The organism is Clostridioides sp. ES-S-0049-02 (assembly GCF_020658465.1).
In the GTDB taxonomy this organism is placed as follows: Bacteria; Bacillota; Clostridia; order Peptostreptococcales; family Peptostreptococcaceae; genus Clostridioides.
The window spans coordinates 48,290-66,502 of sequence record NZ_JACVWG010000006.1 but is presented as its reverse complement, the minus strand read 5'-3'; the positions used below and the strand labels follow the sequence as shown (position 1 = coordinate 66,502).

At 27.9% G+C, this 18,213-nt stretch carries 17 protein-coding genes; 8 read left to right on the top strand and 9 right to left on the bottom strand.

Annotated features, from left to right (window positions below):
- Positions 1–3: 3 nt before the first annotated feature.
- Entirely contained in the window at positions 4–450 is a 447-nt protein-coding gene (locus IC213_RS13760) for an NfeD family protein (protein ID WP_227436772.1), read from the bottom strand.
- 189 nt (positions 451–639) lie between these two features.
- On the bottom strand, positions 640–2,226 hold the full coding sequence (locus tag IC213_RS13755) for an NAD(P)H-hydrate dehydratase (RefSeq protein ID WP_227824762.1): 1,587 nt from the start codon (positions 2,224–2,226) through the stop codon (positions 640–642).
- An 816-nt stretch (positions 2,227–3,042) separates the two neighbouring features.
- On the opposite strand from IC213_RS13755, the gene IC213_RS13750 reads away from it, so the two are divergent.
- The 7 genes from IC213_RS13750 to IC213_RS13720 all read left to right on the top strand — a co-directional run bounded on the left by IC213_RS13750 (position 3,043) and on the right by IC213_RS13720 (position 10,547).
- On the top strand, positions 3,043–3,945 hold the full coding sequence (locus tag IC213_RS13750; protein ID WP_227482956.1) for an ABC transporter permease: 903 nt from the start codon (positions 3,043–3,045) through the stop codon (positions 3,943–3,945).
- Complete coding sequence (locus IC213_RS13745; RefSeq protein WP_227824761.1) at positions 3,932–4,687, top strand: ABC transporter ATP-binding protein; 756 nt, start codon at positions 3,932–3,934, stop codon at positions 4,685–4,687. The genes IC213_RS13750 and IC213_RS13745 overlap by 14 nt, the downstream gene beginning before the upstream one ends.
- Positions 4,688–4,840: 153 nt before the next feature.
- Positions 4,841–5,878, top strand: a complete 1,038-nt coding sequence (locus tag IC213_RS13740) for an ABC transporter substrate-binding protein (RefSeq protein ID WP_227824760.1) — start codon at positions 4,841–4,843, stop codon at positions 5,876–5,878.
- A 799-nt stretch (positions 5,879–6,677) separates the two neighbouring features.
- Positions 6,678–7,580, top strand: a complete 903-nt coding sequence (locus IC213_RS13735; protein WP_227482956.1) for an ABC transporter permease — start codon at positions 6,678–6,680, stop codon at positions 7,578–7,580.
- A complete protein-coding gene (locus IC213_RS13730; RefSeq protein ID WP_227433316.1) occupies positions 7,567–8,322 on the top strand; it encodes an ABC transporter ATP-binding protein in 756 nt (251 codons plus the stop codon). Before IC213_RS13735 ends, IC213_RS13730 begins: the two co-directional genes overlap by 14 nt.
- A 153-nt stretch (positions 8,323–8,475) precedes the next feature.
- On the top strand, positions 8,476–9,498 hold the full coding sequence (locus IC213_RS13725) for a CD0873 family tyrosine ABC transporter substrate-binding lipoprotein (protein WP_227863180.1): 1,023 nt from the start codon (positions 8,476–8,478) through the stop codon (positions 9,496–9,498).
- Between the two features lie 32 nt (positions 9,499–9,530).
- Positions 9,531–10,547, top strand: a complete 1,017-nt coding sequence (locus IC213_RS13720; protein ID WP_227863179.1) for an ABC transporter substrate-binding protein — start codon at positions 9,531–9,533, stop codon at positions 10,545–10,547.
- Between the two features lie 213 nt (positions 10,548–10,760).
- Here IC213_RS13720 and IC213_RS13715 read toward each other — a convergent pair whose 3' ends face one another.
- The 4 genes from IC213_RS13715 to modA all read right to left on the bottom strand — a co-directional run bounded on the left by IC213_RS13715 (position 10,761) and on the right by modA (position 14,045).
- Positions 10,761–11,318, bottom strand: a complete 558-nt coding sequence (locus IC213_RS13715; RefSeq protein ID WP_227863178.1) for a sugar O-acetyltransferase — start codon at positions 11,316–11,318, stop codon at positions 10,761–10,763.
- 5 nt (positions 11,319–11,323) lie between these two features.
- Positions 11,324–12,400 (bottom strand): sulfate/molybdate ABC transporter ATP-binding protein, encoded by a 1,077-nt coding sequence (locus IC213_RS13710; protein WP_227433320.1) that lies wholly within the window; start codon positions 12,398–12,400, stop codon positions 11,324–11,326.
- Positions 12,401–13,084, bottom strand: a complete 684-nt coding sequence (modB, locus tag IC213_RS13705; protein ID WP_227433321.1) for a molybdate ABC transporter permease subunit — start codon at positions 13,082–13,084, stop codon at positions 12,401–12,403.
- A 148-nt stretch (positions 13,085–13,232) separates the two neighbouring features.
- Positions 13,233–14,045 (bottom strand): molybdate ABC transporter substrate-binding protein, encoded by an 813-nt coding sequence (gene modA, locus IC213_RS13700; protein WP_227824759.1) that lies wholly within the window; start codon positions 14,043–14,045, stop codon positions 13,233–13,235.
- Between the two features lie 192 nt (positions 14,046–14,237).
- Here modA and IC213_RS13695 point away from each other — a divergent pair, with 192 nt between their 5' ends.
- Positions 14,238–15,167: a helix-turn-helix transcriptional regulator gene (locus tag IC213_RS13695; protein WP_227482962.1), complete on the top strand. Its 930-nt coding sequence runs from the start codon at positions 14,238–14,240 to the stop codon at positions 15,165–15,167.
- A 171-nt stretch (positions 15,168–15,338) separates the two neighbouring features.
- Here IC213_RS13695 and IC213_RS13690 read toward each other — a convergent pair whose 3' ends face one another.
- The 3 genes from IC213_RS13690 to IC213_RS13680 form a co-directional block, all read right to left on the bottom strand.
- Positions 15,339–15,788, bottom strand: a complete 450-nt coding sequence (locus IC213_RS13690; protein ID WP_227433324.1) for a hypothetical protein — start codon at positions 15,786–15,788, stop codon at positions 15,339–15,341.
- A gap of 200 nt (positions 15,789–15,988) precedes the next feature.
- Entirely contained in the window at positions 15,989–16,960 is a 972-nt protein-coding gene (locus tag IC213_RS13685; protein ID WP_227433325.1) for an alpha/beta hydrolase, read from the bottom strand.
- A gap of 189 nt (positions 16,961–17,149) precedes the next feature.
- Complete coding sequence (locus IC213_RS13680) at positions 17,150–18,004, bottom strand: protein-ADP-ribose hydrolase (protein ID WP_227433326.1); 855 nt, start codon at positions 18,002–18,004, stop codon at positions 17,150–17,152.
- Positions 18,005–18,213: the final 209 nt, after the last annotated feature.

Here is an 18,213-nt window from a genome sequence, read left to right as displayed (position 1 = left end):
ATTTTATTGATTCGTCACACTAGTTGCAGAATTTACTTTTTTAACAACTAGTTTTACCCCTTCTATTTTTAATACTTCTACTGTAGAGCCCTTATCAATCTTTTCATCATCTATAGAAATAGCAGTCCATGTTTCATGTTCAACTACAACTAAACCAGTTTGATTTGGAGAAATTTCCTCTGTAACAACACCTTTTTTAGATATCATTGCTTGTAAATTGGTATTAGATTTATAAGTTTTATCTTTTTTTACAATTTTCTTAGTAGCTACAACTAACATAGCTATAGAAATTACAGCAAATATTAAAACTTGTAAAAATATACTCTTTATAAAAGTACTTAAAAATATAAGTATTACTGCTCCCACACTAAACCATATTAGTGTTAAGCTTGGAGTCAACATTTCTGCTATTCCAAATAAGACTGCTACTATTAACCATATCAACTTCATACTATCTACCCTCTTTTCATATGAATTATCAAACACTATATAAATCATATTCTTTATACAATATATTTGAATATGATTTTAAACAATCAACCAAAAACCAATAAAATAAGTCAATTTGAGATTAATTTAATAGTATTATATCAGCATACTTTGTTAAAGTTGTTACAAAGTAGTATCAAATATTAGTAATTAAATAATCAAAAACTTGTTCATTGTTAACGAAATGTTACTTATTAAATCTGTTGCATTTACTGTATACATACTTTTTCCTAACTTATCTCCTATATAACCATGTACATATGCTCCACTCACTGTAGCTTCAAGTATATCCATACCTTGACCTACAAAAGAAGTAATCATACCAAGTAAACAGTCTCCCATTCCACCAGTTGCCATACAACTATTTCCTGTAGGATTTATATATGTTTCTTTACCATCTGTTATGATAGTTTGATATCCTTTTAAAAGGACAACTACATTGTATTTTTGAGCAAATTCTTTTGCCACATCTACTCTATGTTCTCTTATATACCCAATTGAGTCACCTGTCAACCTGGCCATTTCTCCCAGATGTGGAGTAATTACAAACTTATTTTTCCACTCTAAAAACTTATAGCATCTATCCTTCATAACATTTAATCCATCTGCATCCAATATTATTGGACAACTAGAGTTTTCTACTACTCTAAGTAATCTCTCAAAAGTTTTGTGATTATCTCCCATTCCTGGACCAAAACCAATTGCATTGCTAGAGCTCAATAGTTTATCAACTCTCTCTTCTTCAAAATTTACAGTCATTGCTTCAGTGAGTCTAATAGATACTTTTTCTTGTACATCTTTACTACTAATCAAAGTTACAAGACCACTTCCACTTTTAACAGCAGATTCAGTTGCTATGAAACTAGCCCCATAAAATCCTTTTGAGCCTGCAACTATAGATACTTTTCCAAAATCACTTTTAAATCCATTCTTATCTCTTCTTCTAATATTATTTTTTACAAAACTCTCATCAGTTATGAATTCATCATTATGGTATTTTCTTGTAATAAAATCTGGAATACCTATTTTTTCTACAATTACATCCCCAATAAGTGAGTTTACATCATAATTTAAAAAACCTCTTTTATAAAACTCAAAACTAATTGTTTTTTTTGCTTTAATACAAATTCCAAGTATACTTCCTTTGTCACTATCTATACCAGATGGTATATCTATAGAATATGTATTTTTGCTGTTATCATTTACTATATCAATTACTTCTTTAAAAATACCAGTTATTTCTCTCTTTAGTCCTGTTCCAAATATTGCATCTATTACAACATCACTTTTAGATACTGCTTCCTTAAACATTGTTAAATTTTTATTTTTAATTATACTCTGTTTTTCTGTTTCAATAATTTCATCTACTTTATTTTTATTTATATAGTCATTATATTCCTCGCTTAAATCATTTTTATCAATATTTATAATATTAATCCCCATATTTAAAAGTATATTATAATTGATTTTAGAACATTCACTTAGTTTCTTGATATTACCAATTAAAAAGACATTTACATTTTTTTCTTTTAGCTTTAAATGTCTTGCTATTCCAAGACCATCTCCACCATTATTTCCAACACCACATACAATTGTATAATCATTATATATATCTATATCCATGTTTCTCATTGCAGATATTACTGCATTTTCCATCAATACAATCATTGGAATTCCCAATTCTTCTACGCATGCATTATCAACACTTCTACTTAAATTCGCTGTACCTATCAACACATATCATCACTCCTATAAAATTAAATACTTCCTAAAATATTTAAATAAAAACATATAAATATCTACTGAAGTCTTTTTAATCTTGTAAACATTTTGAATAAAAACATCAAAAATAAGATTCCTAAAAATAATTAAAAAAATAATAAAAATTCTGAATTGAAATAATCATTCAATTTATTATATCATATAATTTTGGTCATTATATTACTTCAAAATCTATTTTCATTAATTCTATAAAAAGTTTACCTTTTGCTCAATTTGTTTCTAAAATCCAAATGAATTTTAATTTTTATTTATAAATTAAAAGTTAAGAAAACTACCCAATCCTATACATAAAACTTTTTTTATTCGAACTCAATTTTCTGACAATTTAATAATTTTTCAAAATTTATTGTTGACTTTTATTTTTTACTGTATTAAACTAATTACTATACAAAATATAAAACAAAATTTTCAAAATTATTAAATTAAAAGGAGAGGTAAATATGAAGACTTTATTAAACAAACAAGTACGATTTTTTAGTAGCCAATTTAGTTAGGGTTTGTAGCTAAGTTAAGACAAATTGTCATAACATAGATACAGACCCCTTAGGATTACCATTTTTAAGGATTGTATCTATGTTGGCTATAGTGATTGTTGTTAAAGTTTTTATTTTATCATCATATTATAGAGAGCCACATGGATTATACTGTGTGGCTCATTCGTGTTTTTGCCATACAGTTATATGTACTGTGTGGTTTTTTTATATCCAAAATTTAATTTTCAATTATATTTAAAAAATTATTTTAAAATATTTTCAAAGGGGTGTTTTATTTATGTCAGGTATTATATCTGTAATGACGCAAAGTTTAATTTTATCAATCATGGCACTGGGGGTTTATATAACTTACAAAATCTTAGATTTTCCCGATATGTCTGCTGATGGTAGCTACACAATGGGAGCTTCTATTGTAGCATTTTCTCTTACTAATGGGATTTCTCCTATAGTAGCAACTTTAATGGCTATTTTATGTGGTTGTATTGCTGGTCTTGTAACTGGTATACTTCACATTAAATTTAAAATATCTAACTTACTTTCTGGTATTTTAGTTATGGGAATGCTCTACTCTATCAACCTAAGAATAATGGGAAAATCAAATATCCCACTATTTAGTTTTAAACATTTATTCAATGGAGAAATATCTCCTATAGTTTTAGCTCTAGCATTTGTGCTTATCTGTAAAGTACTTTTGGATTTATTCTTAAAGACAGGTCTTGGATACACTCTAAAAGGTGTTGGTGACAACTCTCAAATGATTAAATCTTTGGGTATAAACATCGGTTCTATAAAAATATTAGGGCTTATGATTTCAAATGGACTTATAGCTTTATCTGGTAGTTTGATGGCTCAATTCTTAGGATTCTCAGACGTAAATATGGGTATCGGAACTTTAGTACTTGGAATTGCTTCTATCATAATTGGTATTACATTATTTAAGAAATTTACTTTTATTAAAAATACTACTGCAATAATTGTTGGTTCTTTCATATACCAATTCACTATATACTTTGCAATGAGTTTAGGTATGTTATCAACTGATTTAAAACTAATAACTGCCATAGTTATAATAGCTTTCTTAGCTACTGGTAACTTAAATATCTCACTAAAAAAAAACAAGTGCAAGGCTAGTACCAAAAATAAATCTGAAAAAAGAGGTGTTATAGATGTTACAAATTAAAAATATTTCAAAGAGTTTCCCAAATCCATATGGTCAACCTAATACTATATTTGAAAATTTATCCCTTAGTATAGAAGACGGTGAATTTGTAAGTATCATAGGTAGTAATGGAACTGGTAAATCTACTTTATTAAATATAATATCGGGATTATTAAAAGAATCCTCTGGTGAAATCACTCTAGATAATACTAATATAACAAATTTAGCTGAACACAAAAGAACTCAAATAGTAAGTAGAGTTTTTCAAGACCCAAGCTTAGGAACTTGTCCTTCTATGACAGTTAGAGAAAATTTATCTTTGGCTCTTAATAAGGGGAAATTGCTAAATTTAAAGAGATGTCTTCGTCATAAAACAAATGACTTAGAGCACTTACTTGAAGGAATTTCTCTAGATTTAAAAAAATACTTAGATATCAAAGTACAATATCTTTCAGGAGGTCAAAGACAATCACTTTCACTAATTATGTCTAGTTTAGCAAGCCCTAAGATTCTATTATTAGATGAGCATACAGCAGCACTTGACCCAAAGACATCAAATGAAGTAATTGAATTAACTGATAAAATTATAAGAGAAAAAAATATAACTACACTTATGGTAACTCACAACTTAAAGCATGCACTTCAATATGGAGATAGATTGATAATGCTCCATAAAGGTGAAGTGGTCTTAGATGTAAAGGGAAAAGAAAAAGAAGAATTAACAGTTGAAGAAATCTTAGAAAAATTTGAATATGCTGTTTAAAAGTATGTATTATGATAATTTAATTTTAGCTTAGTTACAAATTAGTTTATTTATAAAATAATTGTAAAATCATAATATTTTTAGCAATACTACAATAATTCATATGAATATATGAACATATATAATAATAAAATTTTTGAGGGGGATATAAAAATGATTAATAAAAAAAGATTGGTAAGTTTAATTTTAGCTGGTACTCTTGGAATATCTATGCTCACTGGATGTTCTCAAAATGGAGGCTCAGATGCTTCAAAAGACAATGAAAAAACAGACAAGAAAGAAATAAAAAATATAGGAATCACTCAATTAGTAGAACATCCATCTTTAGATAAGGCAAAACAGGGATTCATAAAAGCACTAGAAGATAAAGGTTATAAGGATGGAGATAATATAAAAATAGACTTCCAAAATGCACAAAATGATATGCCTACTACACAAAGTATTGCAAGTAAATTCGTATCTGATAAAAAAGATTTGATATATGCTATATCTACACCTTCAGCTCAAGCAGCTTATAATGCTACTAAAGATATACCTATAATCATGACTGCTGTTACAGACCCTGTAGAGGCTGGCTTGGTTAAATCTCTTGAAAAACCAGGTGGAAACGTTTCAGGTACATCAGATTATCTTTCAATTGATAAAACACTTGAATTGGTTAAAACTTTAACTCCAAAAGCAAAGAAAATAGGCGTTATATACAATACTAGTGAAGTTAATTCAAAAATACAAGTTGATTCTCTACATGATTATGCTAAGAAAAATAATTATGAAGTTGTTGAAAAAGGAATCAGTTCTTCAAGTGAAGTTAACCAAGCTATTTCTAGTTTAGTTGGCAAAATAGATGTTTTATATGTTCCTACTGATAATTTAATAGTTTCTTCTATGCCTATAGTTTCTAAAGTAGCTAACGAAAACAAAATACCTATAATAGCTTCTGAAGAAGGCTCTGTATCATCTGGTGCTTTAGCTTGTTGTGGAATAGACTATGAAAAACTAGGTTACAAGGCTGGAGAACTTGCTATTGAAGTGTTAGAGGGTAAACCTGTTGGTGATATACCTGTTGCTATGTTAGATGAAACTGAAATAATAATCAATGAAGATACACTAAAAGCACTTGACATGCAAAAGCTATCAGCAGATAATATAAAGTATATAAAGTCAGATAAAAATGCAAAATCTGCAGAGTAAAATGTAGTAAATTCAAAAAAGTAGGTAATATGAAAACTTTATATAGTAAGTACTCTTATCCACCCTAACCCTTTGAAAATTGTACTTATTGTAGCAATTTATTGCATATAAAGTTATTCATTTTCCATAAAGTCGTCTATTTTGACGACAGATTATGAAAGTTATATAACTTTCTAATCATTATTTGAGCTGTCTAAATAGAAATTTAAATTTCTTAGACAGCTTTTTTTTATAAATTTTAATATCTACAGCTTTATCTTCATTCCACATTTTTCTTTAATTAAATATTTTTTCACAAAATTCCCATTCAATTTATAAGTTTAGGATAACGTTTTTTCCAATTGATACATTCTCTTTTAAAAATTCCAAGTATACACTATGTAGTATCTTAATTAAATTTAGCAGTTGACTTTTATTATTGTATAATTTATAATTTATAACAAGTCAAGAATACATATAATTTTCTGACTAATTAAAATATTAAAAGGGAGAGATAATTATGAATACTTTATTAAACAATAAAAAATATTATTATTACTATAGCCACTATTTCTAGGGTTTGTACCTACGTTTTAACATAGATACAGACCCCTTAAGACTAGCAAAACTTTGGGATTGTATCTATGTAGGCTATATTGTTTATAGAGTTTTCATTTAACTATATAAGAGCCACATAGATTATACTATGTGGCTTATTCGTGTTTTTACCACATAGTTGTGTATACTATGTGGTTTTTTTATATACAAAATTAACAAATAATTAAAATTATAAAAATATTTTTAAAGGAGTGTTTTATTTATGTCAGGTATTATATCTGTAATGACGCAAAGTTTAATTTTATCAATCATGGCACTGGGGGTTTATATAACTTACAAAATCTTAGATTTTCCCGATATGTCTGCTGATGGTAGCTACACAATGGGAGCTTCTATTGTAGCATTTTCTCTTACTAATGGGATTTCTCCTATAGTAGCAACTTTAATGGCTATTTTATGTGGTTGTATTGCTGGTCTTGTAACTGGTATACTTCACATTAAATTTAAAATATCTAACTTACTTTCTGGTATTTTAGTTATGGGAATGCTCTACTCTATCAACCTAAGAATAATGGGAAAATCAAATATCCCACTATTTAGTTTTAAGCATTTATTCAATGGAGAAATATCTCCTATAGTTTTAGCTCTAGCATTTGTACTTATCTGTAAAGTGCTTTTAGATTTATTCTTAAAGACAGGTCTTGGATACACTCTAAAAGGTGTTGGTGACAACTCTCAAATGATTAAATCTTTGGGTATAAACATCGGTTCTATAAAAATATTAGGGCTTATGATTTCAAATGGACTTATAGCTTTATCTGGTAGTTTGATGGCTCAATTCTTAGGATTCTCAGACGTAAATATGGGTATCGGAACTTTAGTACTTGGAATTGCTTCTATCATAATTGGTATTACATTATTTAAGAAATTCACTTTTATTAAAAATACTACTGCAATAATTGTTGGTTCTTTCATATACCAATTCACTATATACTTTGCAATGAGTTTAGGTATGTTATCAACTGATTTAAAACTGATAACTGCCATAGTTATAATAGCTTTCTTAGCTACTGGTAACTTAAATATCTCACTAAAAAAAAACAAGTGCAAGGCTAGTACCAAAAATAAATCTGAAAAAAGAGGTGTTATAGATGTTACAAATTAAAAATCTTTCAAAGAGTTTCCCCAATCCATACGGTCAACCTAATACTATATTTGAAAATTTATCAATTGACATAGAAGACGGTGAATTTGTAAGTATCATAGGTAGTAATGGAACTGGTAAATCCACTTTATTAAATATAATATCGGGTCTTATAAAAGAATCTTCTGGCCAAGTATTATTAAATAAACACAATTTATCTAATTTGGCTGAACATAGAAGAACTCAAATAGTAAGTAGAGTTTTTCAAGACCCAAGTTTAGGAACTTGTCCCTCTATGACAGTTAGAGAAAATTTATCTTTGGCTCTTAATAAAGGTAAGTTATTAAATCTAAAAAAATGTCTTCGTTATAAAAGAGATTTTCTAGAAAATTTATTAGAAGGAGTTTCTCTAGATTTAAAAAAATACCTAGACGTACAAGTACAATTTTTATCAGGAGGTCAAAGACAATCACTTTCACTAATTATGTCATGCTTAACAAGTCCTTCAGTTTTATTACTTGATGAGCATACAGCAGCTCTTGACCCAAAAACATCAAATGAGGTAATTGAATTAACCGATAAAATTGTAAGAGAAAAAAATATAACTACACTTATGGTAACTCACAACTTAAAGCATGCTCTTCAATATGGAGATAGATTAATTATGCTCCATAAAGGTGAAGTTGTCTTAGATGTAAAGGGAAAAGAAAAAGAAGAATTAACAGTTGAAGAAATCTTAGAAAAATTTGAATATGCTGTTTAAAAGTATATATTATGATAATTTAATTTTAGCTTAGTTACAAATTAGTTTATTTATAAAATAATTTTAAAGTCATAATATTTTTAGCAATACTACGACCATTTATATGAATATATGAACATATATAATAATAAAATTTTCGAGGGGGATATAAAAATGATTAATAAAAAAAGATTGGTAAGTTTAATTTTAGCTGGTGCTCTTGGAATATCTATGCTTACAGGATGTTCACAAGGTGGAGACTCTAGCAATTCTAAACAAGAAAATAACTCTAAAGACAAAGAAGTTAAAAAAATTGGTATAACTCAATTGGTTGAACATCCAGCATTAGATGCTACTAAAACAGGATTTGTAAAAGCCTTAGAAAAAAATGGATTTAAAGATGGAGAAAATATTGATATAGATTTCCAAAATGCTCAAAATGATATGCCTACTACACAAAGTATTGCAAGTAAATTTGCATCTGATAAAAAGGACTTAATATTTGCAATATCTACTCCATCTGCTCAAGCAGCTTATAATGCAACTAAGGATATACCTATACTTATAACTGCTGTCAGTGACCCTGTCGCTGCTGGCTTAGTTAAATCAATTGAAAAACCAGGTGGAAATGTATCTGGAACATCAGACTTTGTTTCTGTAGAAAAAGGATTAGAACTACTTAAAATATTTGCTCCTAAAGCAAAGACTATAGGAGTTATGTACAATACTAGTGAAGTTAATTCAAAAGTTCAAGTTGATGCTTTAAAAGAATATGCTTCTAAAAATGGTTTTAAAGTTGTTGAAAAAGGAATAACTACTTCAAATGAAGTCAATCAGGGAATTTCTAGCTTAGTTGGTAAGATAGATGTTTTATATGTTCCTACTGACAACTTAGTAGCTTCTTCTATGCCAATAGTTTCTAAAATAGCTACTGAAAATAAGATTCCAGTTATAGCAGCTGAATCTGGTCCAGTTGAAAAAGGTGCTCTTGCTTGTCAAGGTATAAACTATGAAAAACTTGGTTACAAAACAGGTAAAATGGCTGTTAAAATTTTAAATGGTGAATCAGTTTCTGATATGCCTGTAGCTACATCAGATGATACAGATATCATTGTTAATGAAGATATACTAAAAGCTTTAGGTATGGAAAAACCTTCTAATGAAAATATTTCTTATGTAAAAACTAAACAAGAATAAATATAATAGATTTTTATGAGGGAGTGGTCAAAATGAAGTCCAGTAAGTTGATAAATTTAATTTTAATTGGTGTTCTTAGTGTATCTACCATTACAGGTTGTTCTAAAAATAATGAAGGTGAGTCAAATAAATCATCTGATAAAAATAATGAAATTAAAAAAATTGGTATTACTCAGTTAGTTGAGCATCAAGCTTTAGATGCATCCAGAGAAGGATTCATTAAAGCTCTAGAAGATAATGGATTTAAAGATGGTAAAAATATAGAAATAGATTATCAAAATGCTCAAAATGATATGCCTACTACACAAACTATAGCTAGTAAATTTGTTTCTGATAAAAAAGATTTGATATTTGCTATATCTACTCCATCTGCTCAGGCATCATACAATGCTACTAAAGATATACCTATACTTATAACTGCTGTAACTGACCCTGTTTCAGCTGGATTTGCAGATTCTTTAGATAAACCAGGTAAAAATGTTTCTGGAACTTCTAATTTTACACCTATTGATAAGAGTTTAAAGGCTCTTGATATACTAATCCCACAAGCAAAGACTATAGGTGTTATATATAATACTAGTGAGGTAAATTCTAAAGTTCAAGTTGATAACTTGAAGAAATATGCAAATGATAAAGGTCTTAAAGTTGTTGAAAAAGGAATTAGTTCTTCTAGTGAAATAAATCAAGCTGCTTCTAGTTTAATGGGTAGCGTAGATGTTATTTATGCTCCTACAGATAATTTACTTGCATCTTCTATGCCTATCGTTTCTCAACTTGTTACTAAAAATAAAATACCTATAATAGCTGCAGAGGAAGGTATGGTAAAAGGTGGAGCATTAGCTTGCCAAGGTATAGATTATGAAAAATTAGGTTATAAGACTGGTGAGATGGCTGTTAAGGTCCTAAAAGGAGAATCTAAAGTTTCAGATATGCCTATAACAAGTTTAGAAGAAACTAATTTAATTATTAATGAAGATACTCTAAAGGCACTTTCTCTAGATAAACCTTCTGACAAGAACATAGTTTATATTAAAACTGAAAATAAATAATTTGACCACTCTAATTAATATAAAATATGAAAATAAAGTAAAATTTAATGATATTTTTATATACAATCAATATGCCTGTTTCTATGAATCTTTCCAAACATAAAAACAGGCATATATTTTTATTTTAATATATTGTCTATTCAATTTTACATTGATATATTTCTTATCCAAAGATAATATATTAATAATCTTAACTTATTTATATAAATAAAATTATTCTTCTATATGTTTTATTACTCTACATGGATTTCCAACGGCTACAGTATTTGATGGTATATCTTTTGTCACTACACTTCCTGCACCTATTACCACATTATCATCTATAGTAACTCCTGGAGTTATAATCACGCCTCCACCTATCCATGCATTATCTCCTATCTTTACAGGTGAACCATACTCTATTCCTGAAATTCTAAGCTGTGCCTCAATTGGATGATAAGCTGTATAAATTTGAACATTTGGAGCTAACATTACATTATCATCAATTTCAATTTTACATACATCTAAAAAAATACAGTCATAGTTTGCAAAGAAATTTTCACCTACATGTATATTATATCCATAGTCACACCTTATATTTTGTTCAACATTTATTTGATTCCCAACTGAACCAAATAGTTTTTTTAAAATATCCACTCTTTTTTCATATTCATCTTCCAAAGAGTTATTAAACAACCTAGTTAATTTTTTACAATACTCTCTTTCTTTTACTAGCAATTCATCATTTGCATAGTAACCTTTCCCTGACAACATTTTTTCTTTTTCAGTCATATAAATTACTCCTTTTCTTTGCAATTGTACTTAAAGCAAAATAAATATTCCTGTGGAAAATCTAAATAAATGCTGTCTCCCTTATCAAATTTCATTTTGTTTTTTTCTAATTCTATCTGAATAGGCATACTTTTGCTAGATAAATTATTGTTTATAGCATATATAGTGTATGTAAATGGATTTTCTATAATGTTAATTAGTCTAAAACATAACTTGCCATCTAAATTTTCACTAGAATCTAAAACCTTAATATGATGCTCTCTGATTCCCACATATTCTATATTATCACCTATGTTTCCAGTTAATGTCAACTTACATCCCCAATCTGTAGCATAAATAGTATTGTTATCTATTCTATTTAATCGAGATATATTTTTACATCCTGTTATTTTTGCTTCTATAAGATATTTTGGAGACTCAAATAGTTCTTTTTTAGGTCTTTTTGGAAGACCTTCTCCTTTATTATAAACCATAATATCATCACAAACTCGGTAAGCTTCTTCAATATCATGAGTAACAAACAATATATCTCCCTTATAATCTTTTAACATATTCATAAGTTCTTTTTCCATATTACTTCTCAAATGATGGTCTAATGCAGAAAAAGGTTCATCTAAAAGTAGTATATCTGGAGATGTAGCTAAGGCTCTAGCTAGTGCTACTCTTTGTTGCTGACCACCAGATAATTGCCAAGGGTATCGACCCTCAAATCCATTTAATTTAAGTATTTCTAAATATTTCATTATTATTTCCTTTTTTTCATCTTTACTTAACTTTGAAAGACCAAGTTCGATATTTTGGCTTACAGTCATGTGAGGAAATAATGCATAGTTTTGAAATAAAAAACCAATGTTTCTTTCTTGTGTTGATAAATTTATCTTTTTTTCAGAATCAAACAATACTCTTTCATTTAATATAATCTTACCTCTTGTAGGTTTTTCAAGTCCTGCTATACATTTTAATGTCATACTTTTTCCAGAACCAGATTCACCTAAAAATCCTAAAATTCCTTTTTCCTGTTCAATTTTTACTTTTAATTTAAAAGAGGATAAATCTTTTTCAATATCTACATATAAACTCAACTATCTGCACCTCTTTCCTATTATTTTCTGCTGGAATTCTGACCAATAATTTAATAATAAAATCATTGCTATAGATATCGCTACAATAATCATAACCCACATCATAGCTTTATTCATATCTCCACCTTCAACTGCAAAAAATATAGCGATTGGCATAGTTTGAGTTTTTCCAGGTATATTTCCAGCTATCATAAGTGTAGCACCAAATTCTCCAAGTGCTCTAGCAAACGACAACACAAGTCCACCTATTATCCCAGGCCAAGCTAATGGTACTGCAATCTTTAAAAAAACTTTCCATTCATTAAGACCTAAGGTTCTAGCAGCAGACAACATGTTGCTATCAATTTGTTCAAAAGCTGACCTTGAAGTTCTATACATCATAGGAAAAGATACTACTACTGCTGAGATTACAGTTGCTGTCCAGCTAAATATTAAGGTTTTATCAAAATTCAGTAAAAATTTACCTACAAAGCCATTTTTCCCACATAACAACAATAAAAAGAATCCAACAACTGTGGGTGGCAAAATTAATGGAAGTGTAAAGATACCATCTATAATACCTTTCCACTTACCTCTATAGTTAGCCATAATATATGACACAAATATTCCTATTATAAAAGTTATTATCGTTGACAAAAAAGCTGTCTTAAGTGATATCCATAAAGGTGACCAATCTGTCCCCATTTTTTCCCTCCTTAATTTAAATGGAAATAGTGAAATTAATAAATATATTAATTTCACTATTTCCATTTTATTATAATATACAATTATTTTCAATTTTCATTTATTTATATACAACTTCTTTTTAATTACATATAAATTATTTGTAAGCTTATTCTACTTTTTTATATCCAAATTCCTCAAAAATCTTTTGTCCTGCATCACTCAACAGGAATTCTTCAAATTTCTTAGCAGCATCTGCATTTTTACTAGCTTCAATTACTGCAACTGGATATGTAATAGGTGAATGAGTTTTTTCATCTGTTTTCTCAACTACTTTTATTTTATCATTATTCACAGTGTCACTAAAATAAACGAATCCAACATCTGCATTACCTGATTGCACCCATGCTAAAACCTCTTTTACATCTTTCGCAAACACCAATTTATCTTTTAATGTATCTTTTAAATTTAAATTAGTTAATACTTCATCTGCATATTTACCTGCTGGAACACTTTCAGCTTCTCCAACTGCAATTTTCTTTACTTTATCTGTAGTTAAGTCTTTCATACTAGATACATCACTATCAGCTGAAGAAATAAGAACTAAATCATTTTTAACTAAATCTTTCATAGTATCAGAAACTAATAACTTTTCTTCATCTAAAGCTTTCATTTGTTTCTGACCTGCTGAAATAAATAAATCACATGGTGCACCTTGTTCTATTTGCTGTTGAAGTGAACCTGATGCTCCATAGTTAACTGTAAGCTTTACATTGGAATCAACTTTTTTGTATTCTTCTTCAATTTTTGCCATTGCTTCTTTTAAACTTGCAGCAGCAGATATGTTTAGTTCTACTGTCTCACTGCTTTTATTTGTTTTTTCTTCTTTACCATCATCTTTTGGACTTTCTTTACTACTACATCCAACTGTCCCCAAAGTTAAACATGCAACTAATCCTAATATTCCCAATATTTTTTTCATAATACTCTCCCTTTTTGTAAATTTGATACATATTTTAATTCGTTTCATCATGTTTTATCATGTTTTGTTATATATAACTTAATTATATATACCTGCTAATAAATTTTCAAGTAAATTATTTATATTACTTTTAAATATTTTTCTACATTTTTCTTTTTTTAATGTTAAAATAACCTTATATGGAGGTGGATTATGGACTCATTATCATCTTTGACACCTGTTGAAGTAGCTGAATTATTAAAGATAACAAAAAATACTGTATATGAATTAATCAAAAGAGGTGAACTTCCTTCTTACAAAGTAGGTAAAAAAATAAGAGTTGATATTAAAGATGTCGAAGAATATATCAACAATCAAAAAACTGGTAAAATTAAAGATACACATTTTAACAATAAAAATATAGATATTGATAATAATTGTAAAATTATTATTTCTGGTCAAGATGTAATATTAGACATTTTAGCTAGGTCTGTTGAAAAAAGATTAGATAGAGTAAATACATTTCGCTCTTATATAGGAAGTTATAATGCTTTATATGAATTATATAATGGCAGGGTTTCTATAGCATCATCCCATCTATGGGATTTTGAAACAGACGAATATAATAGTACTTTTGTTAAAAAACTATTGCCAGGAATCCCATGTGTACTTATAAATCTAGCATATAGAATGCAAGGTTTTTATGTTGCTAAAGGAAATCCTAAGGAAATAAAAGGTTGGAATGATTTAACCAGACCAAATATAACACTTGTAAATCGAGAAAAAGGGGCTGGAACTAGAGTTTTGCTTGATGGCAAACTTAGACTTTTAAATTTTAATGGCACTGATATAAATGGTTATTATAATGAAGAATTATCGCATTTAGGTGTAGCAAGCAAGGTTTCTCGTGGTATAGCTGATGTTGGATTAGGCAATGAAAAAGCTGCTCTACAAGTAAACAATATTGACTTTATTCCTCTTCACAAGGAACGTTATGATTTGGTTATTAAAAAAGAAGACTTGAAAAACCCTGTCTACCAAACTATAATTAGTATAATTAATTCAGCTGAATTTAAGGCCGAACTTCAAGGTCTTGGTGGATATGATTTGATTGACACAGGCAAAATCATAGCAGAAGTTTAAAAATAAAAATCGCAATCTATTTTTACATGATTTATAAATTAATTGTAAAGTAAATTGCGATTTTTATGTATGCCAAAAACGTACATCAAAAAACTCAGTCTATCATAAAAACCTATATTGTTCATTTTGGTAGCCACATATAAAATTCAATATACTAAATAGTTAAATATATTAATATATATTTACATAATAGTAATTTTCCTTAATGTAGATTAACGTATTATGTGTTTTTGATATGAATAATTTTCCTATCTTGTATACATGCGGTAAAATAAATGAGTTTAATAGGTTATATACAAAGTTGCTTTCTTCTTGTATCTTCTCAACTAATAAATTATTAATAAAATTATCTTTTTCATTTTCAATAACTTCACTCCAATTTATTTTAACTTTTAATATGTATCTTCCAACTAAGTATACACATTCTGTAACAAATAACAATAATACTATATAATCAGCTCCTCCTGATTGATATAAACTTCCTGATACTAAGGGTTTAGCAAAAAAGTTATAAAAATTTAAAGTATCTCCTGTATAGTCAAAAAATATTAATAGTAATCCCAAAACTCTTAATACTCTCATATTCAACATGCCTTTTTCTTTATTATTTTTGTTTTTCATATATACTACCTCTCTTTTCGTTAGATTTTATTGTATATAATACTAACTCTTTTATTTGAGGTACAGGTGAATTTAATTGGTAGTTATTTTCATTTTCATAATCAATTAATTCATATTAAATATTTATATTTAATATGAAAAATAGCTTATTTATTTTGTAATAAAATAAATAAGCTATTAAAATATACAACTAATTTCTATTAATTGATAATACTACTATCTATAAACCTAAAAATTCTATTGAAATATGCTCTACTATCAGAGTCATATCCAGCAACATGTTCAATACCTTCTATGAGCCATAGCTCTTTTTTATTATGCTTGACTAAGTCATACATGGTTTGGCTATTTTGATAATTACAAACAGTGTCTTTTGTTCCATGTATAAATAGTATAGGAACATTACTCTTTTCGATTGCCTTATATGGTTCTACATCACTATACCAAAATCCAGATTTAAATTTATTATACACATCCCCACATGCTACGACATAATTTACTAATACATTTGGTATATGTTTTTCTATTACTCCCATTCTAATGGCATCCTTCATTTCAGAATATGGAGAATCCAATATATAAAAATCGACCTCTTGACTTTCTGAGTTTATAGCTGTATGCATAGCAGCTGTTCCTGCACCCATAGAAAATCCATGGATTCCCAATTTACCATCTGGGAATTTATTTTTTACAAACTTAACTATACTATCTAAATCATATCTCTCATAAAGACCAAATGTATAATTGTCGCCTCCACTATTACCAGTATTTCTTTGATTGTAAATCAATACATTATAACCTTTATCTAAGTATTCATATGCTATTTTTAGCATTTCATAGTGATTACTTCCCATTCCATGAACAATTATAATAGTATTTTTTGTTTTTATATTTGAATTCATAAAAAGACTTTCAAGTTTGTAATTATTAGAGCTTTGTATCATCAGCTCATCTGTCTTGTAGTTTTTCAATTTATCTAAGGGCTTATCTTTCCTCTTAGAAAATACTTTTAATACATCTTCTTTTTTTATTAACTGTTCTGAGCCAACTGAGCTATCGTACACCAATTTGCCAAATATATACGATATGATTAAGGGTATTAACAGAAATACAACTGATACAATTATTACCTTATTTCTTAAACTAATATAATTCTTAAAACTATTTTTCATATTTATTTACCATTTAATTTTCCTATATTTTGTTTTTTAAAAGTAATACAATCGCTACTTATACTACTCTTATGATTTCTATTATACCTATTAATCTACTAAAATTACAAATTATATTTTATCAATCATTAATATTTATAAGCTATTGCCTTATCTAATAAATATTACTAGATACTTTATTGGCAAGTGCTATCTAAATATTCTTCTATATTTTTCTTCTTCCTCTTCTGTGAATACATTAAATACAACTTTTAAATTTTTCTCAGGATTTTCTTTTAGCCATAATCTCACTCTATTTACAGCAAGATTAGCTGCTTCTTTTTTTGGATATCCAAATACCCCTGTAGAAATACCACAAAAAACGATATTCTTTATTTCATCAATTTCTCTTATAGTATTTAGAGATGATTTGTAGCAATGTAGTAATTGTTTTTCCTGTTCTTTGCTTGGCTGACCACCAGATACAATAGGTCCAACAGTGTGTACTACAAATTTTGCAGGTAGACAATAACCTCTAGTTATTTTAGCATCTCCTGTATATTCTAAATGTCCTTGTTTTTTTATTATTTTATCACAATCTTCTCTAAGTCTAGGACCTGCGCATGAATGTATCTCATTATCTACACATAAATGTAATGGTTGTAAACATCCTAATAGCTTATTGTTTGCAGCATTTACTATTGCATCTGCTTTTAAATTAGTTATATTGCCTCTCCATATAGCAATGCCTTCCTCAACTTCTTCTATATCATTTACATCTACTAACTCTCTTTCTTCACATTCAATTAACAATAAGTTATGTAACATACTAAGTATCTCTGGAGCAATTTCTTTTGGTGGATATACATTAAGAAGTCCTCTAAGTATATCTCTAGGCTTGATTTCATCATTTGATAAATTGTATATTTTAGAAGGAACTTCTTTTGAAAAATATGCAATTAAAGTGTTTATATTTTTCTTTCTTTGTTCGTCAGTTAGAGGTTTGATACTTCTATCAAAATCCTCAAATAAGTTTACATCATCAGCATAATCTCTCCACTTCATAGCTATCTCTCCATTCTTTTATTTTAGAATTATAAAAAATAATTATGTATTATGTACATACTTATTTATTTCTATAAACACTTACATAAATCCTGTTAAAAGTGTAAATTTTTTAATATTAATATATTTAAAGACAAAATATAGAACAATTTTAAGTACTTTATATAAACCTTTATAAAAGAATATGCTACTTGCTAACACTTTAATCA